This window comes from Sedimentitalea xiamensis (assembly GCF_030164465.1).
Taxonomy (GTDB): domain Bacteria; phylum Pseudomonadota; class Alphaproteobacteria; order Rhodobacterales; family Rhodobacteraceae; genus Sedimentitalea; species Sedimentitalea xiamensis.
In genome coordinates, this window is the sequence record NZ_JASNJE010000049.1 from 1 (window position 1) to 21,193 (window position 21,193).

Sequence of the window (21,193 nt, forward strand, 5' to 3'; positions counted from 1 at the left end):
GAAACCCCGCAGGCCCGCCGCCGCTGCGCTATGTGAGGGCTACGCAGCGCCGGGCCTGCTCAGCAAAAGGGGGTCAATATTGGACGCCGATAAGGGGTCAAAGTTCAATGCCGATTGACAGCCCAGTCGTCAATACCTATGACGCGGAGATCACTGCTTGAGGCCGTCGCCGCGTCCCGGATGCTGCGGAGGAACGTATCCTTGCTGACCGGCAGCAGGAGCCGTGCGGCGAGCGCCTGTGCCGGACGCCCGCCGAGTGCCAGGCCGAGGTGCCGGACCAGCCCTTGCAGACGGGAGGTACGCCGCGCATGCGGCCAGGTCACGTCCGGTGGAAACCGCTCCGCAAATATCCTGGCCGGGCACCGCAGAGCACGGCAGCGAAATCGGCGAACCAGCAGGACCAGTTCCACCTTCCGGCCATGCGCAGGCAGATCGGCAGGCCGTCGGCGGTACCTGCTGTGAACATGGCGTGAAACCGTGCCGCAGCGTGGGCACGCCGCCGCGGCTTTGGCGGAACGCGAGTGGATCCGGACCGTGTTCCCAACGAGCTCGACCTGGTCGGCCTTGAGACCTGCCGGCAGGAAATCCCGCCGTGAAAACTGTGACGCCATCGGCAATCTCCTCCAAAACCTGCCGATATATAGCGCCTGGCATGTTGGACTGCACCAAATCTGCTTCAGACCCAAAGTTCAATGCCGATTGACATCGAGAATGGCCAGCCGATCATGTCCAAAGACGCCCTCTGCAGGCTGGCTGCCGCTCTCGGAGTGGATAGTGGTGTTTTGGCTTCAGAGCAAACTTTCTGAAGTACAAATTTCCTTCAACACCCCTGAGGCGATCTCGAAGGAGCGGACCCGCACCGCGTTGTCGTGGATCATGCCGTTCACCATGAGCTCGTCGGGTCGATACCTGTCGACGATCTCCGCCAGCCGCGCACGGATCGACTCGGGCGACCTCGTCGCCGAGCATGACAGCATGTGTTCCGCCTTCGCCAGGACATGCGGGGCGACGCGGGCGGCGATATCTGTCAACCGGCAATTCGCCACACTCGCCGATCTCGACGCCTCCGTTGCCGAACGCTGCATCGCTCTCGCCGGCGACCGTATCCGGGGACAAGCCGGGTTCCACTGGTCGCCCGACTGGCCGCGTGCGGCGTCAGCTTGCCATTACCCGGGTTGCCCTGCGGCTTGGCCGCGAGCGATCCCGTCTCGCGTTTCAGTCGGACCATGTCGTTGACGAACTTGACTGACACATCAAAACGGGCCGCCGCCGAATGATGCGTGTGGCCCGCCTCGACATGCGCCACAACACGTTGCCGAAGCTCGATTGGATGAGGTTTGCCCATGATGACCGCCCTTGCTTGTTTTCAAACAAGGAATCACGTTTCAGACCAGTTGGACACCCCTAATCCGATCAAAGGCAAACCGCTCTAGAACCCACGGTGGCGTGAAGTGGCTTCGTTTGGTAGTCGGGCTAGATACTTTTGTCAGAAGAAATACGACAGTCCGAACTTGATTTGACTATCGGCGCCACCTTTCGGTTTTCGGTCGAGATCATACCATCCGAGACTGACATCCATCGCCGTACCCTTGACCTCATCGAGGACAATCGTTCTACCGATGGTCAACCCGAGTGGTATCTGCCACGCTTCAGTGTCGGAGGCCGCTTTCCAGTCGTAAGTGAGTGAGTTGTTATAACCAACATACCAACCGGACCCGAATCCATACAACAAAATCGGTTGGATCGTGGTGACGCTGAAATCATTCTCGCCCCATATATGCGCCAGTAACGCGCCCCAGGACAGATCGCCGGTTTGGCCAAATAAGACAAAGGCAGGCCCCGCACCCCAGCCGGCCCCGGCAAGACTGTCGTCGGTACGTGTCGGCAGTGAGACCTGGATACCATAGCCGAGCGACACCGCGCCTTCGGCCGGAGTTGGCGCGTAATAGGCCTGCAAAATGGTATCGCCCAGTCCTGTAACCAAACTGTTGTTCGGCGACGGCGCGATCGTTTCGGGCGGCAGCACGGCGCCTGGCTGAACTCCCATGAACGGAAAGACCCCGCGCAGGATCAGGTTGGCGCCATCGAGCGGCACCGAATAGACCGGCTGCAATTGGAAGACATAGCTGTCCTCTTTGTCCGTTCCCGAACGGTAGCCTATCGTCGTCTCGGTTTGAATGGCGCGGATGTCCGCCAGCGGGTTGGCAGCCTTCCGTGCCGCCTGACAGGCAGCATCGCAATTGGAATCGCCCTGTGCCAGCAGCGGCGTCGTGGCATTCGAGAGGGCCGTTGCCAGCACCGCACCGCCAACGAAACGGGGGTAGTGCATTCCGAAAATCTCCTTCGGCCTGATCGCTCAACTGAACCGCAAACACACGAATCGTTGTGCGGCTTTTCCATCCTGACCCCTATACCCATGAACACAAGGATTTCTTGATCGATCGAGATCACTCGGTCCAGATGGGAAAGATGTCGAGGTCGGCAAGTATACCTGCCACGATTCCCGGTTCGGCATAGGTGATGTTTCCGTCCATCATGGTCAGCAATACGTCGGTATTCGAGATGTCTTCGACATCGATCTCGTAGAGATTCTGCGAAAGCACGATGAGATCCGCCTTCTTCCCCTCGGTGATCGAGCCGAACTCATCGAACCGGCCCATCATCTTGGCGCTTCCCTCGGAGTAGGCCCGCACGGCTTCGTCAATTGTTAGAACCTGATCGGCCGGTCCAAGAGGGTCGTGTTTCTCGCCAACCGACCCCACCAGCGGCGGAGCAAGCTGGCGGGTCAGCAGGCTGTAGATGTTGTTGAATGGGTTCAGCCCCATCAACCCGCCATCGGTCGCCGGATAGTCCGATCCCAGGGCGATGACCGCCCCTGAATCCGCCCAGTCCCGCATCGGGAACTGTTCTGTGTCATTGCGTTCCTGACCCAGGGAAGTGGCATACTGCGGGCGGTAAAACAGCCAGATCCCGGCGGTTTGCGTGATCACGTTGGCCTCGGCCCAACGCGGCCGATCTTCTCGCCTGACCCACCACGAATGGGTGGTGCTGAGAATGGCGTCCTCGTTCCCTGCCGCCCGGATCTCTTCATAGATATCGAGCATGAGGGCGTTGCACCGGTCTCCGACGCAATGGGTTGTCACGTTGAACCCCATATCCGCGGCTTGAATCGCCGCTTCGCGCGTGAACTCATCGCCGGAATTCATTGCGCCGCTTCCATCGTGGTCCAGATAGGGTTCGAAGAAATACGCCTTGAAGTTCTCGGTCACGCCATCGCCGACGATCTTCAGCGTGTCGAGCCAGACATGTTCGGAGCTAAACCGCTGCGAAAACTCCTCGATCGTCGCGAGGACCTTCTTGCCCAGATCCACCGTATTGAACATGTAGGCAAGACTGACGCGTATCGGCAACTTGCCCTCATTGTCCAAATCGACGAGCGCCTGGTAGCCGGCCTCGGTGCCGAGCGGGAAACCCATGTCGAGCGCCCCGGTAAATCCGAAGCTGGTCATAATCTCCAGCATGTTCGGCAAGGAGGCCGCGAGGCCCTCCGGCGTCACGGCCTTCGATGCGTTGATGACCGGGATGTGGGCCGGTGAGCCCTGGATTATCCCGGTCAACTCGCCGTTCTCGTCTTTCACATACGTACCGCCGGCGGGATCCGGTGTGTCCTTTGTGACACCGGCAAGTTCCAGCGCCTTGCTGTTCACCCAGGCATTGTGATTGGTCTCATCCAGCAACACGATGCCGCGGTCCGGAAGCACTTCATCAAGAATTTCCCGGTTCGCTGAGTCGCTTTGAAGCAATGTCGCCGCCAAACCCGTGCCAAAGATCGTCCAATCGCCCGGGTTTTCCGTCGCATAGTCGACCACTTTCCGGGCGATATTATCGGCGTCGTCACGCTGATCACCGATTACCCCCGATATGGCCGCGGCGGCCACAAGCAGGTGGGAATGAGACTCGATGAAGCCCGGTACCATCAAGTGCCCTTGCGCATCGATGACCCTGGTATCGTCCCCAATAAGGGATTGAATGCCTGCGTCGTCGCCCACATAGGAGATCGTATTGCCGCTGATCGCCACCGCTTGCGCAGTCGGATTGTCCTCGTCCATCGTGTGGATGTTGGCATTGGTAAAGACGATGTCGGCCGCCTCTTGGGCAAGCGGCGCCGATGTCGCTCCGGCCAGCAACATTGAGGCAGCCAAAAGCTTTGAAGAGTGCGTAAACTTCATTGGTCAAACCTTCCTGCGTTGTGCGGTTGCCGGGACCCGGAGGATACCAGCAACCTTCCGTGTTTCGGGGATTTTCGGTCGTCACATGCCTGCCAGATATCTGATGATGCCGTAGAAACCCTCCAGGTTGTACCCGTCGAGGTATGTGTCCTTCGACGGCGGCATGGAGCTTTGTTTGACAATCGCAACGTTGTGGGCCCGGTCGATGTAGATCCACTGGCCATGGATGCCAATCGCCATGAACGCCTCCATGCCCGGTGTGTGCTTGACCCACCACTGCGCGCGATAGCTCCATTCGCCTTTCTTATGGACAAAGTCGTCGGAATCGGGGCCTGAATCGAATGCCTCGATGCTGCCACCCTCGGCAATCTTGTCGACCACCGACGCCGGGACAACCTGCTTGCCGTTGAACTTGCCGTTGTTGAGCATCATCATCGCGAAACGCGCCAGGTTATACGGCGTCGCGTTCAAACCGCCCCCGGCTACGAGCGTGGCATTGTTGTCGAGCAGCACGTAGGTCTCTCCTTCGGCACCGATCTTCGACCAGATCCCGTCGTAGAGCGCCTGCTGGAAAGATGCGTTATTCGCTCGATTGGTGACCCAGTTGACCACGTCGGTCTTGGGCGTCTGGTAGTGGAAAATCTCGCCATGCGGGTGTTCAGGGTCGACCTTGAGTGTGGCAAGATAATCATACAGGCGGGCGGGATAGTCGATGCCGTCCACTTTCTCTGTCCAGCCCAGAACGGCTCCGTAGGTGCGGATCCCAGATGTCGGATCGTCGTAAACCTCGGTGAAGTCCATTGAGTTTGTCATGTTCAGGACCTGACCGAAGGTTGCGCCGGCAAAGGCGCCGTCTTCCACATCGAGTTCAGGTACGTATTGCGTGACAAGTTCGTCTTCCGATACCTTGCCCTCCGCGACCGCCATCAGGCCGAGAAGGCCGCCGAATGACTTAGTTGCAGACATCATTTGATGGGGCGTATCCGACGTCATACCGTTGAGGAATTTCTCATAGACGATCTGGTCGCCGCGGATCACGACAATGGCGTCCGCCCAAGTTTCCTTCAGAAAATCAGCAAGGCTCTTTGACGCATCGGTTCCCGGTTCCTTGATCTCGACCCCTTTCTCAAAATTCCAGTCGATGGTCTTGCTGAGCGGTACGACTTTGTCGGCGGCTGGCACGTTGGCTGAGGGGTAAAACATCCGCATATTCTGGTAGGACCACCGGTTGAAGGGCCCCGTTAGCATAGCGTTCGCCTTCGTCACCTGCTTGTCAGGTGGAGGTGGAAAACCCTCCATCAGGCCCAGTTCCTGCGCAGTCGAGTAATCCGGAGCATCCTGAGCGCTCAGCGGCGCGCTCGAAACGGCGCATAGTGCTGCAACGGCAATTGCCGGCAGCGTGGCTATACTCATTTTGGCAATCGATTTCATCGCATCTTTCCTTTCACAAATTTGAGCGCGATTCGTCTTCTGTTTGCTCCCCGAAACCTCGCGCGTTTGATCGCTCGCGGGCGGCAAACTCGCCCGCACACCTCACGTCAGTGCGAAAGCTCCCCAGAAGGCCACGTTCTGCAAACCTCGCCAGGTTCCCTCCCGGAACCTGAACTCACCATCCATGATCGTCCCGAGAACATTCGTGTCAAGAAGTTCCTCGGAATCGCCCAGGTCCATGATGTTCCGGTCCAGGATCACTAGGTCCGCCAGCTTGCCGACCTAGATGGAGCCAATCTTGTCTTCCATTCTGAGCTGCCATGCCGGGCCGATTGTGACCGCCCTGATCGCCTGTTCGAGGGCAGATGCGGCGCCCCCGGCGGGAACGGCTCGGACACTTCGGGGGGCTGGAGCGTGCTCTTGAAGGTTACCGCCCCGTAGATCTGGTTGAGCATGCCGACATTGGCCATCGGGGAGGAGGGAGAATCGGCAGATATGCTGAGCATCCTGTAATCCGCATCCGCGCCCTTGGCGTATTGCCCGACATAGGTGAGTGTGCGCTGCTCGCCCAGGAGCTTCTTGTAATCCACATCCTGCCCGGCCCAGTCGGTCGAAAAGATCGGCGTGGCATTTACGGGAATCTTGTTGTCGATCACGCGCTGCTGGTCGTCCGGGTGGACACTCTGGAAGTGATGCACGGCGTTGCGCTCGACGGTATTGCCGGCTTCACGCGATGCCAGGATGGCGTCGATCATCCCGCGCACAGTGGCCGATCCCTCGGCATGCGAAACGACATCGAGTCCTTGGGCATTGGCCGCCAGCACAACCTCTTTCATCAGGGCCGGCGACACCACCGAAGCGCCATAATTGTCCGTTCCTTCGAACGGTTCCAGCATCAGGACGCCCATGCCGGACCAGGTGCCCTCGGGGTGCAGCTTGATGCCATGCACCCGGACCATGTCGCCGCTGTAGCGATCCGCCATATCGCGGACGCGCTGCGCGAACTCCACCGGATCGGCCGAGACGTCCTTGTAACTCGGGGAGACGAAGGTGCGCATCGGCAACTCGCCCGCTTCGTTGGCGGCCGCGAGGATCTTCATCGTGGTCTCGGCATCCTTGAACATGCCGGGCGCATTGGTGACGTTGGGCGTCACGATTTGCGGCACGAGAACCGTCGTCATGCCGCCGGCGGCCGCCTCGGCCTGAAGCTTGGCGCGGCTTTCGCTGATCATCTTCTCGGCATCCCAGGCGACGGCCAGGTAGGGTGCAAACCAGGCGCCCTCCATGCCGACGCCGGTGGGATTGCCCTCCTCGTCGCGGACCCAGAAGTTCACGCCGGGCGTGGGATCGGGGGTATCCTTGGTGATGTTGCCCGCCTCCAGCGCCTTGGTATTCAGCCACGCGTTGTGCAGCGTGAAGTCGATGATGATCGCGACCTTGTCCGGCACGATTTCATCGAGCTCCGCAGCAGTCGGGAAGCCGCCCACATACCCCGTATTGTAACCTTGCCCCAGGACAATCGGGAGATCGGGGTTCGCCTCCACATAGTCGCGGAGCAGCTGGAGGGTCTCTTCCTTGGTCGTGGCGCTGTTGAGATCCACGCCCTGGTTCACCCATGCTGCGCCGATGATATGGTCATGCGTGCTGACGTAGCCCGGCAGGACCATCTTGCCATCGAGGTCAATCACCTCGGTGCCATCGCCAATGTGGGCTGCGGCGTCTTCGGCTAACCCGACAAAGATAATCTCTTTGCCGCCTACGGCAACCGCCGCGGCCTCGGGCTGATCGTCATTGACTGTATAGACGTAGCCATTCGTCAACATGAAATCCGCCGTCTCCTGCGCGAACGACGGCGTTGCCACCGCCGCGAGCGACACTATGGTGAATGCGGCTCGAACCTATTTATCCATTCCCGTGCTCCATGCTTTAGAAATCCAACAATGCTCGGCGACTTCGGTATTCCGATTGATTCTGCGCGTCTTCGTAGACGAGCCTAGCAGATCAACGTTGTATTTCTACCGCGGACCAATGTCGGAAACGGTCCGGCTCAGGACCGGAGGGTCGGGCTTCTTACCCGCTTCGAGTGCGCCAACGTCGTCTTTCCAGTCAGCGCAACACCGCGACGCCCATGGATCGGCGTCGCTGAAACCTTACGCCGACAGGCTTCGGTGTGACCGAACTCCACTTTGAGTGGCCTTTGAAAACGCCGTGAGACGCTACCGTTGCCTACGGTATCGAACATCCGGGCGCTGACGCTCCCTGGCTATCTCGCGGGTCATCAGACAACCACATGCCTCGGTAAGAACGTCCGATGTCAGCGCAGGACGCAAACAGATCGGTTCCGAAAACCCGCGAAACGCCGGCAGAAAGGATTGAGCGGGCGAGGCGCCAGGAGAAGGTAGCGGCGGTCGTCCCGATCCTTTCACGGTATGTTGCTTTCCATGCTGCAGAAGCTCGGAAAACCCCTCGGCCCTTCGCAAGTCACAGTCTTGCTTAACCGATCGTCAGGATCAGAAAGCGTAGGCCAGCGACAGGAGGCTTGCGATGCCTTCGGAGGTATTGCGGTTATCGAAGTCCTTTCCAACACGCAGGGCGACCTGCGCCCCGGGGAGGGATTTCGGCTTCCAGACGATCTCGCCTCCGGCAATGTTGATCCTGTACTTGTCCGGGTTGCCGCCCGGCGTGCCGGTCTGCTGCGTCACCTGGAAGGATGTCGCGGCAAGCAGCCCGAGGCTAAGTCCGGAAACGACTTCCTTGCCAATCGCCGCTTCTATCGAAAAGACGTCTCCGGGCCGTATGTCCGTATCCTTCTGTTTGCCGAAAGTCTCGTAGCGGGCCTGCAGGGTGACAGCCCAGGGCAAGTCCGTCTCCTGCCGCCAGGTCGTTCCTGCATAGAACATCTGACTCCAGAGTCCTTTGCCGGTGTTGGTCTGACCGCCCTCCTCGAATTTTCCGGTGGGAATCCAGATCGTATAGGACACCTGCGTGTGCCAAGTGCCCTGGTGCCAGCCGAGCGCGATCGGCGTGAAGACGGCATCGCCGGGCTGATACGCGGTCTTCGAGCCGGGTTCCGGGCGCAGGACCTGATCCCGGTAGGTCAGCACTAGGCCAGGGGCGTAGTCTCCGCCCAGCAACGTCACGTCCGGAACAACATACCGAAACGCAAGCCGGGTTGCCCGGACATCCACTCCGGGCGCACCGGTGTCTTTGCCGTTTCCATCCACGAACCTGTCGATATCGTAGCCGATCCAGCCGTTCTCGATCACGTGGGTTCCAGGAGGCGGCAGAATTGCCGAGGACTGGCCCAGCCCTGCGCCAAGACCGTAGTTTCCGGCAATCGGCATCTGCGCGGCAGCCGGCAAGGCGGACCCTAGGCCCAGGGCGAAGATTGAGGCGCCAAGGCGGGGTAAGGAAAGTTTCATGCCCAGTCTGTCCTTCTCGATCATTCACGTTCAGAGTCAAAGCGTTTCGGTGTGAATGCAGTTTCACGACCGTCCGGTTCTCTCTGCCATACGGGTACGGAAAGCTGCAGGGCTGGCAGGAACAGCATCTTGGTGGCGAGGGACTCTTCACCGCGGCCGTAAGTGGCCTCGACTGGAATCGCTTCATAGCTACAGCCGGCAATATCTGCCTGCTCGTCGACTCCGAACTCCACGGCAATTGTCGCCTCTTCGCTCGGAGAGCCATCGGCAAAGATTGCGTGCCCGATCACTTCAAAACTGCTGCCGGGCGCGAGAACGATCCCTTTAAACTCCGGCAATCTGGTCATGACCCGAGAGCGCCGCAGATTCAGGGGACCGAGTGTCTCGATCTCGTCGATCACGAAGATCCCGTTCCAAGAGACGATCCGGTACCCGGACTCGCCGTTTGCTTGCCGGCCATGTTCCACAATCGCGCCATCACTCGCTTTGCGCAACTCGAGCCTCCAGCCATCGTCGTAATCGAGGAAGATTGGCTGTGAATCGTTGAGATCAGCTTCGGTGGGGCATCCGGCAAATGCGGGCAGCGAAGTGACTGCCATCAGCAGTGCGGCTGCAGCCTGGCGCATGGTTTGCATCCTCCGTTTCTGGATCTTCGACCAGACTAGCATGTGCAACCCCTCCGTCTGAAAGCTATATTTCTTAGCTGAGGTCCTATGGCTGGGTCGCATGAGGCCGTCGCGCAACAACATTGGTCTACGGTTAAGCAACTGTTGCCTACATCTCTGCCCTCGGTGTCGCCGGCTATCTCTTCCTCATCAGAAACGCAGACGACACTGTCGCAACTCAAGGATGAAAAAGATGAAAGCCTCCGTCATCAAAACCCGCTCCTTCAAGACCACCGTCATTACCGCCGTGCTGGCCGCCGCCATGACTACCACCGCGCTCAGCGCAAACACCTGTTCGCGCCTTGTCACGGATACCGAATATGGCACTCTGCTGATCCGTTCGGCTGACTGGGTTTCCAGCGCCCCCTTCGATGCTCAGGTTTCGGTGTTCCCGGAAGGCCGCGCGCGCCAGATGCGCGGCGAGGTCGATGGCTACGCCAACGCCTTCAGCAACTGGACCACCAAGTATCACACCATTTCGTTCGAAGAGCACGGAGCCTTCAGCGGTCTCTCCGGCCAGACCGTCAACGACCAGGGCCTGAGCGCCATGGCCCTGTCGCAGGGCGGCTCCAAACCGTTCATTGAGCAGCAAAGGGACAATGGCGCGCCGGCGGTCAATATCGTCGATGTCACGACCTTCATTGCCGAGAACTACGCCACGACCGCCGAGGTCAAGGACGCCCTCGACAACGGTGACTTCCAGCTGGCCTGGGCGGCTCCCGTCGCCGGGATCGGCCACACCGCCGACTTGCATTTTTCGGTGGTCGACAAGCAGGGCCAGATCCTGTTGATCCAGCTCGGCGAGAGCGGCGTGGTGAACACCTATCTCGATGACTCGAGCAGCGACCTGAGCGTCAAGACCAACGATCCCCTGCTCCCCGAGCAGCGTGAATATAATGCCCAGTACGATCTGACGAACGCCAAGGCGGCATCGTCGCTGCCGTGGGGCATTACCGGCAAGGATCGTTATGCCCGCCTGCTGGCCATGTCTGAGCAGTTCGACCTGGGCGGGTTGAGCTATGAACAGGTCGCCGCCCGCCAGGAAGTTGCCTTCGACGTCTCGGCTGTGGTGCCCTTCGGCATCCAGGATCCCGCGACCAGCGAAGATTTCCCGACCTTCTTCACCATGCAGTTCAACTTGGACAACGGCGATGTTGCGTTCCGGAGCATGATGACCGCCTCGAAGATCACCTTCAATATCGAGGATACAAAGGAATTCAAGGTGCCGATGCACGCCAAGATCCAAAAGCAAGCCGACAATGGAGCGACGGAAGTGATCTGGACCGAAATGTCGGAAGCACCGTCCGCAGCCTGGGAGGTAACCACGTCGCCCGGTTCGACCTGGAGAACAACACGCTCGGAACCGACATCCCTCAACCATCGGCTCGCTTGACCGCAGCGCCGGCATGTTCTGGGCCAGCTAGTATCAGGATTACTGGGCAAAACCTACGATCAGACGCAAGGCCAGATGCAAAGTAACCACCCGGTTGGCACCGCCTGCCGGCTTTCGACGTGAGGCCATAAGACACGTGCATAGCGACGTCGCAAACGACGTCTCTTATGCGCGGAGGGGCGATGCAGGGTGAGGTTCTGGGTGTTGAGCGTCAGCGGCGTTGGGACGACGAGGCGAAATTGGCGATTGTGAGCGACGTGGGGATCGACGGCGCGACGGTGACCCAGGTGGAGCAACGGCACGAGGTGACGCGCCAGCAGATCTACGCCTGGCGTCACGAGCTGAAGCGCAAGGGTTTGTGGTCTCCTGATGCGGGCGCGCTGTTCCTGCCCGCCGGCATCCTGCAGGCCGACGGCTACAAGGGCTACGTTCCTGCGCAGCATCCGGGACGCGGCGACGGCCTCAAGCAGTGATCTCCGCGTCATAGGTATTGACGACTGGGCCTGGCGAAAGGGGCAGCGCTACGGCACTTTGATCTGCGATCTGGAGCGGCGGCGGGTCATTGATCTCCTTCCAGACCGGGAACCGGCCACGGTCGAGGCCTGGCTGCGGGCCCGTCCGGGGATCGAGGTCGTCGCCCGCGACCGCAACGGAGGCTATGGTGGTGCCGTTTCACGGGCCTTGCCAAAGGCGGTTCAGGTTGCCGACCGCTGGCACCTGTTGGAGAACGCGAGCACGGCTTTCCTGGCCGCCGTACAGCGTAACATGCCTGCCATCCGCAAAGCCATCGGAGCAAAGGCACTGGATCCGAAGCTTCTGACGGCAGCGGAAAAGCTTCAATATGAGGGCTTTCAGCGCCGCCAACAAACCAACCGCATGGTTCGCCAGATGGCCGATGACGGCACTCCCATCAGACGCATCGTGCGCCTGACCGGATTGAGCCGCGGGCTGGTCCGCCAGATCATCCGTGGTGAGCGCGAAGACGTCTTTCGCATTCGCGAGAGCAGTCTGACCCCTTGGCTACCGCGTCTGGAACGAGAATGGAACGGCGGCTGCCGAAACGGCGCAGAGCTCTGGCGCCGACTGCGGGCAGATGGATTTCAGGGCAGCCTCCGTGTCGTCGGGGAATGGGCCACGCGCCGGCGCCGTGCCGAGCAGGCCGTGCCGTCGGGTACAGAAAAGTCGCCACCCGCGCGCAAGATTGCTCGCCTCCTGACCTTGGGCCGGGATCATCTGTGCAAGGCTGATGCCATCCAGGTTGCAAGGATCGAAGCTTCGCTGCCTGCCCTCACCACAGCCCGAAGGCTGACTGACCGGTTTACGGACATGGTACGCAATGCGCGCGAAGACGCGCTGGAAGGATGGCTGAATGAAGCGGAGGACGGGCTGCTCGGTGCTTTCGCCCGCGGGCTTCGCCGGGATCAGGCGGCGGTCGCCGCAGCCCTGCGGGAACCGTGGTCGAACGGGCAGACAGAGGGCCAGATCAATCGGTTGAAGACGCTGAAACGCCAGATGTATGGCCGCGCCAACATAGATCTGCTCAGGGCACGCCTCGTCGCGGCATCTTAGCCACCAAAGTGCATCAACTTTGAGTCAGACCCAATATTGGACGCCGATATGGAGTGCGCCCCTGGGGGTGGACAGATTGGCTGAACTGAATTGACCGGATGCGGGCTTTCATAGGAAGGAAGCCCATGTCGAAACGCCACAGAAGCCACAGCACCGAGTTCAAGCGACAGGTTGTCGCTGAATACCACGCCGGCGAGACCCTGCATGCTCTGGGTCGCCGCCATGACCTGTCGAGGAATCTCATCCGAATCTGGGTCGAGAAGGCGGAAGCCGGAGCCCTGGACGAGGACGAGGCGGCGGCCGAGCTGCTCACCACCTACGAGGTCCGGATCGCGGCCCTTGAACGGCTGGTCGGGCGCCAGGCGCTCGAGATCGACTTTCTAAAGGGGGCTGCGCGCTCGAGGCCTGCGCAGAAAAACGCGACTACATCCGTGACCACCGGCCCCGCGGCCTCTCGATCCGGCGGGGATGCGAGCTGATGGGTATTGCACGATCCAGCTTCTACGCCCAACCGGCGGCCAGACCCGACGACGCGACGATCATCGCGGAGATCCGGGCCATCACCGACGAGTTCGAGGGCTACGGCTATCGCCGGGTCGACGCCGAACTCCGCCACCGCGGGTTCCTCGTCAATGCCAAGAAGGTAAGACGCCTGATGAAGGAAAACGACCTGAATCCGCGGCGAAGGCGTTGCTTTGTCAGAACCACCGACAGCGATCACGACGGGCCGATCTTTCCGTTCGTCGCCAGGAACTTTAAGGCCCACGCCCGGACCAGATGTGGGTGGCCGACCTGACCTACGTCACGATCTCGGGCGGCTTCGCCTACGTGGCGCTGATCCTGGACGCCTGGTCCAGACGTGTTGTCGGCTATGCGATTGGCCGCAAGATCGACGCCCGACTCGCCGTGCAGGCCCTCCGCCACGCGATCGCGCTGCGCCAGCCTTTGCCGGGTTGCGTGTTCCATACCGACCGCGGTTCGCAATACGCCTCGGAAATGCACCGCGCCCTTCTGGCGCAACACGGCCTCGTCGGCTCGATGAGGCGCGCGATCAAGCGTCGGAGTTCGGATGTTGTCAAGGTTTCCTCGAGGCGGGTCAGGGCGTTCCAACCAGCTCGAGGTCCGGACTCGTTTTGTTCGATTTGCTGAATGCCGTGCGACGCTGCTCAGCAGCAAGACGCACAAGAAGGACTGCGGCTGCCATGACAAGGCTCATGTGGCGGTGCCACCCATGCCATGAGCGCGCCTCGCAGTGATCGAGCCCCAAGTCATTCTTGGCCCGCAGGAAGCATTCCTCGATTGTCCAACGCAGGCCTGCCGCAGCGGCCATCTCGGCAAGGCTGATTTCGGATCGGGCGTAGACGAAATAACAGGTCTGCTTGCCCGGATCCCGCAGGCTCCGCCGCGCAAGCACCCAGCGGGAGAAGCCCGCCACGGATGTATGTACCAGCGGCACGCAGGCCCTCATCCAGAAGTTTCGCCACCATCTCGGTGGCTATGGCAGGCTTGGTTGCGAACGCAATATCATACGGCACACTGGCCTTTCTACGACGCTCCGGGTCATTGGCCCAAGCTTTCGGGAGGTAAAGCCGCCGGTCGATCAGAGCATGACCCCAGCGGCTGGCATAGCTTGCAAACACCCCGATCTGACTATTTTCGATACGCCCCGCCGTGCCGGAGTACTGACGCGCCACGCCAACGGAATGGACGCCTTTCTTCAGAAATCCGGTCTCATCCACGACTAGGACCCCATCCGGGTCGCCAAGAGCGTCGATGGAATAACGACGAACAACGTCGCACAAAGCATCGGCTGACCAAGACGACCTGCCCAGCAGAGATTGGATCCGATACGGTCGACCCAAACCGGCCTCTTCGGCAAGCATCCAACCTGTCTTTCGTTCCACGCCCGACAGCAGGCCGTCGATGAATAACCCGGCCGAGGTGCGCTGCTCCGACCTTTTGAAGGCGGGCGCAATATGCGCCTTCAGCTCATCAAGCGCTTCTCTCCAATCTGGTGGTGACGCTGCCCAATCCGCTACTGCCATGATCCCACCCCAAAACGCTCCGCAGGATGGAATCAGAAGAAACTTCAATGCGCAACTGTAGTACTAGCTTACATCCACTTTCCAGCCACCAGCCCGCGCCGGCTGAACCGGATCCAGAACTTCCACAACACCCATCGGCATTCCTCCGTGACAGGCGCCGGGAGCCACCCTCCCAATCCTCAACCTGTCACCGGGAAACCGGCACAACTCTTACTCTCCTGAATGCGTTACCAATGCCAGAATTGTGGAACGCTGCCACAGTAGGCCTTACATGTATTGGCAAAGAACTGAGCGCATGAGTGTAGCCGTTCTAATTGGATGCCATTTTGGAAATATGTGAAATGCAAGATTATGACACCGACCGAAAAAAACGCCTTGAAAGCCGATCTCTCAGTGTTGCCATGTGGGGTAATCTGTTCATGGCTGCCGCCGGGTTGGTGGCAGGTCTGCTGGCGAATTCCAGTGCAATCCTGTTGGATGGTCTGTTCTCCTTGATCGGTTTCGGATCGGCGCTGCTCGCACGTCGGATCAGCCGCCGGATCGATGCAGGGCCCGACAACGCGCGCCCCCTGGGGTATGCTGCGGATGAGGCGATCTTTGTGACCTTCCGCGCGATCTCCCTTCTTGGCTTGCTTCTGTTTGCGGTCACCAATGCGATCAGGAACATCTACAACTACATCGGCGGCATGATACCGGAGCCGCTGAATTTCGCGCCGATGATCACCTATTTCACCGGCATCGGCCTGACATGCGCGTTGCTCTGGAGCTTCCATTATTTCACTTGGTGCAAGACCGAAAAAAGCAGTGCCATTCTTCGGCTTGAGGCGAAAGCCGCACTGTTCGACGGGCTGATCACGGTGTCGGCGGGCGCGGGCCTGGGTGCCATCTACCTGTTCCGGGACGGCCCGCTGGCACCGATTGTGCCGGTAGGTGATTCCGTGATCGTCCTGCTGCTCTGTTTGCTGGCGATTGGCTCTTATGCCCGCGAGTTTCGCGGCGGACTGGGTGAACTGGCCGGGGTCAGCGCAAGCCCCGCGCATCTCGCCACGGCGCGACGAGCGCTCCGGTCCGCCATCGCCGAGGATGGCGGCAGACTGCAGGATATGTCGATCACCAAGCTGGGACGGACAATCCTGATGATGGTCTATTATGATCCCGGTCGACCGGTTTCAGCAGCGGAAATCGACAGTCTGAACCTGCGCATGATCCGGGATGCCCGCACGACTTTGACGAACGCGGATGTGTTGCTGGTGATCTCTGAGCATCCCAGACGCTGGCCCGACGAGCTTAGCCCCTATTGACCCGTTGCGATCTGAGGTGCGGCGGGGTCGAAAGTGCCTCGTGGCGGAACGCCGAACCCGGCGGGTTTCCCCGCCGGGTCCCAGGGGGGAGCCCCCGTTTCTCAGAACGGGATCTCGTCGTCGCGGTCGACCAGATCAGGGTTTTCGCTCTCGGCCGACTTCGGGCGGCTGAGGAAGTCGACCTTCTCGGCGATGATCTCGCAGCCGTAGCGGTCGTTCCCCATGCTGTCGATCCATTTGGTGTAGTGGTTGCGGCCGTGGATCACGTTTGCGGTGCGCCGCACCACCCGCAGACCCAAGGCAAGATCGAGCGCTGGCACCAGACCATGAAGAACCGGATTCTGCTGGAAAACTACTTCCTGCCCGGCGACCTGGAACGCCAGATCAGCGCCTTCGTCGATCACTACAACAACCATCGCTACCACGAGAGCCTGAGCAATCTGACGCCCGCCGACGTCTACCACGGAAGAGGCGCGAGAATCCTGAAGGCGAGAGAGGAGATCAAGACACAGACAATCCGAAAACGCCGGTTGCAGCACCAAGCCGCGGCCGCCTAAACTCAAACAGAAACCGAACCAGAGCCTCCATTTGGAAACGGCCCAAGCATTCCGGAAAACTCTGACGACGGACAGACCTCGCCCTCGTGATCCACCGCCCGCCACAAGTAATGTTGCTCACCGTTGATCTTCACGAACAGGTGAGTGGTGCGGGGGACTTGCACCCCCGCGCTCTCTCAGAACCGGACGTGATACTCTCGCATCATCCTGCTCCCATTGTTCAACCATACCCGTGCAACAGTGGCCGTTCATGCAACAGGTCCTCGACGTTGTGAAGCGACAGCGGGAATCGCACATACAACATCACTGCCAGGCTGCCAGGCGAATGATTTCCGGGCTGCTGTGAAAGCCCTTGAACGGGTCAGGTTTGTTCATGTTCGGATGCTACGAGGCCACTCTGCCCGTCTCAACCGGAATCGTTCTGACAAAACCGCCGAGTGGCGTCAGCTTGGTGCGGCATAAGATAAAGCTATCCTGCCATAGGTGAGACGAGATAAAATCAGCCTGACAGCACTGCCCAATCTGCCGTCTCAGAAAACCGTACACCGGTGGACGCCAATGGCCACCCAAAAGCATGTGCACTTCCCCAACATGCCGGTTTGCGGTTGCGTCCGGTTTTGACCTCTGCTCAACTGGCTCGGATAAACGACTTCATTGCCTGCCCTCCAAACCGGAAAGGACACAGATGCCTCTCCCAATCTCTTCTGCCTCATGGCGTGGACTCGCGGTCGCCCTGACCTGTTTCGTGCTGGTGGCTTGCGCGCCCGCGATGCGGCAGGACAAGCAAAGCGGCAGCATCGCCTGGTTCGATCTCGCGACCGACGCGCCCGGGGCGGCAGAGCGCTTTTACGGCGACCTGTTCGGCTGGCGCTTTGCCAACGGCCTGGTCGAGGACACGCGAGTGATTTCATCGGGCAATGAATTCATCGGCGGCCTCGTCGCCGTTCCTGGCAACGAAACGCGCGTCAAATCCAGCTGGGAGCCGATATTGAGCGTCGACGATACCATGACCGCGCTGCAGACTGCTAAGGGCAATGGCGGGCGGCTGACGGCACAACCCGTCCAGACGGGCAACGGCACCTATGCCGCGATCGAGGATTCCCGCCGCGCCTCGCTCACGCTTTATGACGGCACCGATGGCGTACCGCTCGGGGGGGCCGCCAAGTTCAATACCTGGATCTGGGCCGATCTCTTCACTGACAACACCGCCTCGGCCAAGCACTTCTACAAGGCGTTGGCGGGCCTCGATACATGGCGTGAAATCTCTGGGAGCGAAAGCTTTACGGTCTTCACGCGCAACGGACAGCCACGCGGCGGGTTGGTATATGCACCACCATCCCAAGTCGAGCCGAACTGGCTGCCCTACGTGCTGGTCGCTGATATCGACGCGACCATCGCACGTGCAAGGGATCTGGGCGGCAGCGTTTTGGCTCGAGAAGCCGGCACCGCCATTCTGCTTGATCCAATGGGTGCCGCGATCGGCGTAACCACCCGTGAGGGAGGCGCCCAATGACCCGCCTCATCGCCCCCGCCTGCGCCGCAATCCTTACGCTGACACTGGCCGCCTGCGATCAGCCCGGTAGTCGCAGTTCGTTCTCGACCCGCGTGCATGTGGGTTTCGGCCATAGCCCCTACTGGCGCTACTATGACCGCCGCCCGATCATCGTTCCGCCGATCCCCGAAGGTCCGGATGTCGAACTGCCCATCGAGCCGCCCTTGGTCGCAATACCGCAAACTAGCTTTCCAGAACCTGATTTTGGCGGTGATTTCGGGGGCGATTTCGGCGGGTTCGACGCCTTCTGAGCCGCGACGAGAAGGTGCCGGCTGTGAAGTGAACCACTACCGGCTGACGCCAGTAGCATCTGCGCTCTGTTGTGTATCGATGAGAAAGAACTAGCCGCCCACGCCATGCGCCGGGATGTAGGTTTGTTTTGTGGCGTGACGGTCGCAAATGATCCGTCTACCTTAGCACTGGCGATTTTGCCACTTCCGGACGGGTCGGTAGTGTATGTTGGCTTGCCCGTAAGATTTGATGCTGGGGATCGATTTCATGCGCCTTACTGCGACCGCACTACTGATAACATTCACGCCGGCCACTGCGCTTGCAGGATGCCCGACCGCCGATGATCTTAAGGAGCGTCTGATTTACTTCTTCGGTTACGCCGATTTTGGAGCAATCGGGCTTTGATTTTGCCGGTGAGGCCCGATTTCGCTCTCTGAGTGCCCGAACGGGCAGCCCTGAGGCGCCCAACCCCTGATTTTGGACAGAGTCCGCCTCATGCCATCAGCTTTCGTCGGACGAGGAACAGGTTGCCAAGGGCGAACAGCGTGAACAGCTGCGCGCAGTTCTTCGCCAGACCCCGATAGCGGGTCTTGATGTAGCCGAACTGGCGCTTGAGCACGCGGAAGGGATGCTCGACGCGCGCCCGGACCATGGCGATGATCCGGTTGATGTCTTCGTCGATGGGATGAAGCGCGCCGCCCTTCGGCGCCTTGCGCGTAACCGCCCGGTTGTTACCGCGGTTGCTCAGGCGGCTTGGGCCTGAGTGTCGGCGATCGGCGTCCAATTCCACGGGAGGAGCTCGTCGAGCCGGTTGATCTTGTGGTCATGGATGCGGTCGAGCACGTCGGCAAGATAGGCTTGCGGGTCGATGCCGTTCAGCTTGGCTGTCTCGATGATCGTCATGGCGCGGGCCAGTGTTTCGGCGCCGGTGTCTGCGCCCGCGAAGAGCCAGTTCTTCCGACCGATGCCGATCGGGCGCAGGGCGCGCTCGGCAGCATTGTTGTCGATCGCCACACGGCCATCGGCGAGGAAGAGGCTGAACGAGGTGCGGCGGGCAAGCCCGTAGCGGAACGCCTTGGCCAAGTTTCCTTTGCCCGGGATCCGGGTGAGCTGTCTTTCGGACCAGGCGAAGAAGGCTTCGACCTTCGGCGCGCTGTGCTTCTGGCGCACGGCAAGGCGGACCTCTGCGGGCTGCCCGTTGATCTCGCGCTCGATATCGTAGAGCGCGCCGATGCGGTCGAGCGCCTTGCGCGCGATGGCGGATTTCGTCTTGTCCCATTCGTCGTGGAAGTCACGCCGCAGATGCGCCCAGCATGACGCCTCCTGCAGGCGGGGCGTGCCGTCATGGTCCGGTTCGTAGAGTTTGACATAGCCCTTGTAGCCATCCGCCTGCAGGATGCCGCGGGTCTGGGCAAGATGACGATGGACGTGTTCTTCCTTCCAGCCCGGGGCGAAGCGGTAAACCGCCCCGGGCGGTGTGGTCCCCGCCCAAGGCCGATGATCCCGGACATAGGCCCAGATTCTGCCTTTCTTGACTCCCTTGCCGTATAGCGCGTCAATCTGGGTGAGACGCCAGCGGCAATCACGATGATAACGTCACCGATGCCGCGACATAGAATCTCATCCAGTTTGTCGCGCAGCATTGCCGAGACCTCGGTCCCGCAGGGACCGGTCCAGCACCCGGATCGGGGTGTCATCGGCGTGGAGAAGGTCGCTGGCCATCACATCGGCCTCGATCCGTTCGATCAGCGGGGCCAGCACCTTCATCGCCCGCCCGCACCAATCGACCAGCGTGCTGTCCGGAATGTCGGCCCCCATGCGGGCGAAGATCTCGGACTGGCGATACAAGGGCAAATGATCGTCGAACTTGGAGACGAGGATCCAGGCCAGCAGTGCCGCGCTCGCCATGCTGCCGGGGATCGGACGGCTGGGCGCGGGTGTCTGCACCATCGTTTCGCAGCGGCGGCAGGACTTCTTCAGCCGCGCGATCTGCAGGACCTTCAGCTGCGCCGCGACCAGGTCGAGCATCTCGCTCATGTCTTCGCCCACGAGCCGCAGGTCGCCGCCGCAATCCGGGCAGCAGCTGCCCGGGTCAAGCTCGCGCCGCTCGCGTGGGGTGGTTGCTGACACGCGGGGGCGACGGCGGGGCATGCGCTCGTCGGGTAATCCCCCCATTTTTGCGGGGGCTTTGTCGTAGAATTTACGCTGCCATCTTCAGTTTCTGGACGGGTGTGATCCCGCCGTTGCCCATGTTTGGGCGTTCATGATTGTAAGACCAGAGCCACTCGGTGGCAATCTGCTGGACCTCCTCGATGCTTTCGAAAATGTACAAGTCCAGCCATTCGTGCCGGACCGTTCGGTTGTAGCGCTCGACATAGGCATTCTGCTGGGGCTTGCCGGGTTGGATGTAGGCCAGGGTGATGCCCCTGTTCTCGGCCCATTCCATGAGAGTACCACTGATGTATTCAGGGCCGTTATCGACCCGAATTGTCCCAGGGGCACCACGCCATTCGATGATCTGGTTCAGGGCTCGAACAACCCGTTCCGCAGGCAGTGAGAAGTCGATCTCTATGCCCAGTCCTTCGCGGTTGAAGTCGTCCAGAACGTTCAGCAGCCGGAATTGCCGTCCATCCCCCAGCCTGTCGGCCATGAAGTCCATCGACCAGACCTCATTCGGGGCGTCGGGATCGGCGGGATTGCCGACCGTGTCGCAGGGGATGTCTTTCGGCGCCCGCGGGAGCGCGCGACGTGCCGCCCCGGCGTTCTCTGTCTCGCTCAGATCGAATTGATCCATCAGC

19 protein-coding genes and 8 pseudogenes are annotated in these 21,193 nt (G+C 60.5%); 10 read left to right on the top strand and 17 right to left on the bottom strand.

Going from position 1 to position 21,193, the window contains the following annotated elements:
* Positions 1–119: 119 nt before the first annotated feature.
* From QO034_RS21935 to QO034_RS21975, 9 genes and pseudogenes are all read right to left on the bottom strand, one after another.
* Positions 120–611 (bottom strand): annotated as a pseudogene (locus QO034_RS21935) (transposase family protein); the annotation flags it as partial.
* A 177-nt stretch (positions 612–788) separates the two neighbouring features.
* Positions 789–1,031 (bottom strand): hypothetical protein, encoded by a 243-nt coding sequence (locus QO034_RS21940; protein ID WP_284487655.1) that lies wholly within the window; start codon positions 1,029–1,031, stop codon positions 789–791.
* A 455-nt stretch (positions 1,032–1,486) separates the two neighbouring features.
* Complete coding sequence (locus QO034_RS21945; RefSeq protein WP_284487656.1) at positions 1,487–2,329, bottom strand: hypothetical protein; 843 nt, start codon at positions 2,327–2,329, stop codon at positions 1,487–1,489.
* 118 nt (positions 2,330–2,447) lie between these two features.
* A complete protein-coding gene (locus QO034_RS21950) occupies positions 2,448–4,229 on the bottom strand; it encodes an amidohydrolase (protein ID WP_284487657.1) in 1,782 nt (593 codons plus the stop codon).
* 81 nt (positions 4,230–4,310) lie between these two features.
* Positions 4,311–5,660, bottom strand: coding sequence for a serine hydrolase domain-containing protein (locus QO034_RS21955; RefSeq protein WP_284487658.1), 1,350 nt, complete (start codon positions 5,658–5,660; stop codon positions 4,311–4,313).
* Positions 5,661–5,762: 102 nt separating this feature from the next.
* Complete coding sequence (locus QO034_RS21960) at positions 5,763–5,921, bottom strand: hypothetical protein (RefSeq protein WP_284487659.1); 159 nt, start codon at positions 5,919–5,921, stop codon at positions 5,763–5,765.
* The gene (locus QO034_RS21965) at positions 5,921–7,537 is read right to left on the bottom strand and encodes an amidohydrolase (RefSeq protein ID WP_284487660.1); all 1,617 of its coding nucleotides are present in this window, start codon (positions 7,535–7,537) and stop codon (positions 5,921–5,923) included. The genes QO034_RS21960 and QO034_RS21965 overlap by 1 nt, the downstream gene beginning before the upstream one ends.
* Before the next feature lie 633 nt (positions 7,538–8,170).
* Positions 8,171–9,082, bottom strand: coding sequence for a SphA family protein (locus QO034_RS21970; protein WP_284487661.1), 912 nt, complete (start codon positions 9,080–9,082; stop codon positions 8,171–8,173).
* 20 nt (positions 9,083–9,102) lie between these two features.
* On the bottom strand, positions 9,103–9,708 hold the full coding sequence (locus tag QO034_RS21975; protein ID WP_284487662.1) for a hypothetical protein: 606 nt from the start codon (positions 9,706–9,708) through the stop codon (positions 9,103–9,105).
* Between the two features lie 232 nt (positions 9,709–9,940).
* Here QO034_RS21975 and QO034_RS21980 point away from each other — a divergent pair, with 232 nt between their 5' ends.
* The 6 genes and pseudogenes from QO034_RS21980 to QO034_RS22005 all read left to right on the top strand — a co-directional run bounded on the left by QO034_RS21980 (position 9,941) and on the right by QO034_RS22005 (position 13,858).
* Positions 9,941–11,140 carry a linear amide C-N hydrolase gene (locus tag QO034_RS21980; RefSeq protein WP_284487663.1) on the top strand — a complete coding sequence of 400 codons (1,200 nt, stop codon included), beginning with the start codon at positions 9,941–9,943 and terminating at the stop codon, positions 11,138–11,140.
* A gap of 182 nt (positions 11,141–11,322) precedes the next feature.
* Positions 11,323–11,613, top strand: a complete 291-nt coding sequence (locus QO034_RS21985) for a transposase (RefSeq protein WP_284487664.1) — start codon at positions 11,323–11,325, stop codon at positions 11,611–11,613.
* Positions 11,555–12,709, top strand: a pseudogene (locus tag QO034_RS21990) (ISL3 family transposase); the annotation flags it as partial. The gene QO034_RS21985 and the pseudogene QO034_RS21990, both read left to right, overlap by 59 nt.
* A 125-nt stretch (positions 12,710–12,834) precedes the next feature.
* Positions 12,835–13,188, top strand: a complete 354-nt coding sequence (locus QO034_RS21995; protein ID WP_284487665.1) for a transposase — start codon at positions 12,835–12,837, stop codon at positions 13,186–13,188.
* Positions 13,188–13,505 (top strand): IS3 family transposase, encoded by a 318-nt coding sequence (locus QO034_RS22000; RefSeq protein ID WP_407696805.1) that lies wholly within the window; start codon positions 13,188–13,190, stop codon positions 13,503–13,505. Before QO034_RS21995 ends, QO034_RS22000 begins: the two co-directional genes overlap by 1 nt.
* Positions 13,493–13,858, top strand: coding sequence for a DDE-type integrase/transposase/recombinase (locus QO034_RS22005; RefSeq protein WP_284487666.1), 366 nt, complete (start codon positions 13,493–13,495; stop codon positions 13,856–13,858). Before QO034_RS22000 ends, QO034_RS22005 begins: the two co-directional genes overlap by 13 nt.
* On the opposite strand, the gene QO034_RS23470 is transcribed toward QO034_RS22005, so the two are convergent.
* On the bottom strand, positions 13,806–14,177 hold the full coding sequence (locus QO034_RS23470) for a transposase (RefSeq protein WP_456115102.1): 372 nt from the start codon (positions 14,175–14,177) through the stop codon (positions 13,806–13,808). The two genes, QO034_RS22005 and QO034_RS23470, sit on opposite strands and share 53 nt — an antisense overlap.
* Position 14,178: 1 nt before the next feature.
* A pseudogene (locus tag QO034_RS23475) lies at positions 14,179–14,754 on the bottom strand (IS701 family transposase); the annotation flags it as partial.
* 341 nt (positions 14,755–15,095) lie between these two features.
* Between QO034_RS23475 and QO034_RS22015 the strand changes: the two are divergent.
* The gene (locus QO034_RS22015) at positions 15,096–16,055 is read left to right on the top strand and encodes a cation transporter (protein WP_284487667.1); all 960 of its coding nucleotides are present in this window, start codon (positions 15,096–15,098) and stop codon (positions 16,053–16,055) included.
* A 101-nt stretch (positions 16,056–16,156) separates the two neighbouring features.
* Here QO034_RS22015 and QO034_RS22020 read toward each other — a convergent pair.
* Positions 16,157–16,321 (bottom strand): annotated as a pseudogene (locus QO034_RS22020) (single-stranded DNA-binding protein); the annotation flags it as partial.
* Between QO034_RS22020 and QO034_RS22025 the strand changes: the two are divergent.
* Positions 16,319–16,612: pseudogene (locus QO034_RS22025) on the top strand (integrase core domain-containing protein); the annotation flags it as partial. The pseudogenes QO034_RS22020 and QO034_RS22025 sit on opposite strands and share 3 nt — an antisense overlap.
* Before the next feature lie 65 nt (positions 16,613–16,677).
* On the opposite strand, the pseudogene QO034_RS22030 reads toward QO034_RS22025, so the two are convergent.
* Positions 16,678–16,755 (bottom strand): annotated as a pseudogene (locus QO034_RS22030) (DDE-type integrase/transposase/recombinase); the annotation flags it as partial.
* Positions 16,756–16,856: 101 nt separating this feature from the next.
* Positions 16,857–16,987, bottom strand: a pseudogene (locus QO034_RS22035) (IS6 family transposase); the annotation flags it as partial.
* Between the two features lie 310 nt (positions 16,988–17,297).
* On the opposite strand from QO034_RS22035, the gene QO034_RS22040 reads away from it, so the two are divergent.
* Both QO034_RS22040 and QO034_RS22045 read left to right on the top strand, forming a co-directional pair.
* On the top strand, positions 17,298–18,125 hold the full coding sequence (locus QO034_RS22040) for a VOC family protein (protein WP_284487668.1): 828 nt from the start codon (positions 17,298–17,300) through the stop codon (positions 18,123–18,125).
* Positions 18,122–18,415: a hypothetical protein gene (locus QO034_RS22045; protein WP_284487669.1), complete on the top strand. Its 294-nt coding sequence runs from the start codon at positions 18,122–18,124 to the stop codon at positions 18,413–18,415. The genes QO034_RS22040 and QO034_RS22045 overlap by 4 nt, the downstream gene beginning before the upstream one ends.
* A gap of 473 nt (positions 18,416–18,888) precedes the next feature.
* On the opposite strand, the gene QO034_RS22050 is transcribed toward QO034_RS22045, so the two are convergent.
* The 3 genes and pseudogenes from QO034_RS22050 to QO034_RS22060 form a co-directional block, all read right to left on the bottom strand.
* The gene (locus tag QO034_RS22050; protein ID WP_284487670.1) at positions 18,889–19,185 is read right to left on the bottom strand and encodes a transposase; all 297 of its coding nucleotides are present in this window, start codon (positions 19,183–19,185) and stop codon (positions 18,889–18,891) included.
* Positions 19,140–20,552 (bottom strand): annotated as a pseudogene (tnpC, locus tag QO034_RS22055) (IS66 family transposase); the annotation flags it as partial. The pseudogene tnpC and the gene QO034_RS22050, both read right to left, overlap by 46 nt.
* A gap of 43 nt (positions 20,553–20,595) precedes the next feature.
* A partial coding sequence (locus QO034_RS22060; protein WP_284487671.1) for an IS3 family transposase occupies positions 20,596–21,193 on the bottom strand: 598 nt, incomplete at its 5' end.

What these genes read in the sequence shown, in the direction of transcription:
- QO034_RS21945 (WP_284487656.1), bottom strand. Translation starts at nt 2,329, where the DNA reads ATGCACTACCCCCGTTTCGTTGGCGGTGCGGTGCTGGCAACGGCCCTC.
- QO034_RS21950 (WP_284487657.1), bottom strand. Translation starts at nt 4,229, where the DNA reads ATGAAGTTTACGCACTCTTCAAAGCTTTTGGCTGCCTCAATGTTGCTG.
- QO034_RS21955 (WP_284487658.1), bottom strand. Translation starts at nt 5,660, where the DNA reads ATGAAATCGATTGCCAAAATGAGTATAGCCACGCTGCCGGCAATTGCC.
- QO034_RS21970 (WP_284487661.1), bottom strand. Translation starts at nt 9,082, where the DNA reads ATGAAACTTTCCTTACCCCGCCTTGGCGCCTCAATCTTCGCCCTGGGC.
- QO034_RS21975 (WP_284487662.1), bottom strand. Translation starts at nt 9,708, where the DNA reads ATGCGCCAGGCTGCAGCCGCACTGCTGATGGCAGTCACTTCGCTGCCC.
- QO034_RS21980 (WP_284487663.1), top strand. Translation starts at nt 9,941, where the DNA reads ATGAAAGCCTCCGTCATCAAAACCCGCTCCTTCAAGACCACCGTCATT.
- QO034_RS21985 (WP_284487664.1), top strand. Translation starts at nt 11,323, where the DNA reads ATGCAGGGTGAGGTTCTGGGTGTTGAGCGTCAGCGGCGTTGGGACGAC.
- QO034_RS21995 (WP_284487665.1), top strand. Translation starts at nt 12,835, where the DNA reads ATGTCGAAACGCCACAGAAGCCACAGCACCGAGTTCAAGCGACAGGTT.
- QO034_RS22000 (WP_407696805.1), top strand. Translation starts at nt 13,188, where the DNA reads ATGGGTATTGCACGATCCAGCTTCTACGCCCAACCGGCGGCCAGACCC.
- QO034_RS23470 (WP_456115102.1), bottom strand. Translation starts at nt 14,177, where the DNA reads ATGAGGGCCTGCGTGCCGCTGGTACATACATCCGTGGCGGGCTTCTCC.
- QO034_RS22015 (WP_284487667.1), top strand. Translation starts at nt 15,096, where the DNA reads ATGCAAGATTATGACACCGACCGAAAAAAACGCCTTGAAAGCCGATCT.
- QO034_RS22040 (WP_284487668.1), top strand. Translation starts at nt 17,298, where the DNA reads ATGCCTCTCCCAATCTCTTCTGCCTCATGGCGTGGACTCGCGGTCGCC.
- QO034_RS22045 (WP_284487669.1), top strand. Translation starts at nt 18,122, where the DNA reads ATGACCCGCCTCATCGCCCCCGCCTGCGCCGCAATCCTTACGCTGACA.